The organism is Limnobaculum eriocheiris (assembly GCF_021010575.1).
Taxonomy (GTDB): domain Bacteria; phylum Pseudomonadota; class Gammaproteobacteria; order Enterobacterales; family Enterobacteriaceae; genus Limnobaculum; species Limnobaculum eriocheiris.
Genome location: NZ_JAJNAG010000108.1, coordinates 1 through 555, shown reverse-complemented (window position 1 = coordinate 555; position 555 = coordinate 1). Strand labels below are relative to the sequence as shown.

Sequence of the window (555 nt, the reverse complement as noted above, 5' to 3'; positions counted from 1 at the left end):
CCAACGGATAAAGTGACCAGTCTGGGCCCGAAGACCAGACTGGTTCTTACACCAGAAAAAGCCGCTGAGTTTGGCTTTAAAAAAGAGTGGGAAAAACTGCAGAAGAGACTTTCCACAGATAAACTTGATACCTTTGAAAAGAATAATAGCGCAGCGTTTAAAAGCCTGCTGTCTGAAGTTGAACAACATAATTACGATTATCTGATGTATGTGACCTGGCTGTTTGGCAGTCAGTCACAGCCATCCTCAGAAGCGATGAAGATAAAGAAATATAACAGTGTCGAATTCTGGCTAATTGAATGTGAGTCTGATGGGTTGGATGCCCATAAAGGCTATATTGACGATGCCATTGCAATGTTGAAAGGCAATGTGACACTGGCAAAACTTCCCGAACAATATGCGATTTGGGATAGTTTGATGCGCAGCAATAAGACTTTCTATTTCCATGTGTTAAGTGGGGGTGAAAAGAGTCTGTGGAGCTGGTTATTGCAGGAAAAGCTGGATGACAACGAAAAAACACAAGAGAAAATAGGGGATGTATCGAAAGCTGTCGAT

At 42.2% G+C, this 555-nt stretch carries 1 protein-coding gene; it reads left to right on the top strand.

Annotated features, from left to right (window positions below):
- Window positions 1-555 (top strand): hypothetical protein (locus LPW36_RS17705; RefSeq protein ID WP_230611906.1); only part of this gene is annotated, 555 nt, incomplete at both ends.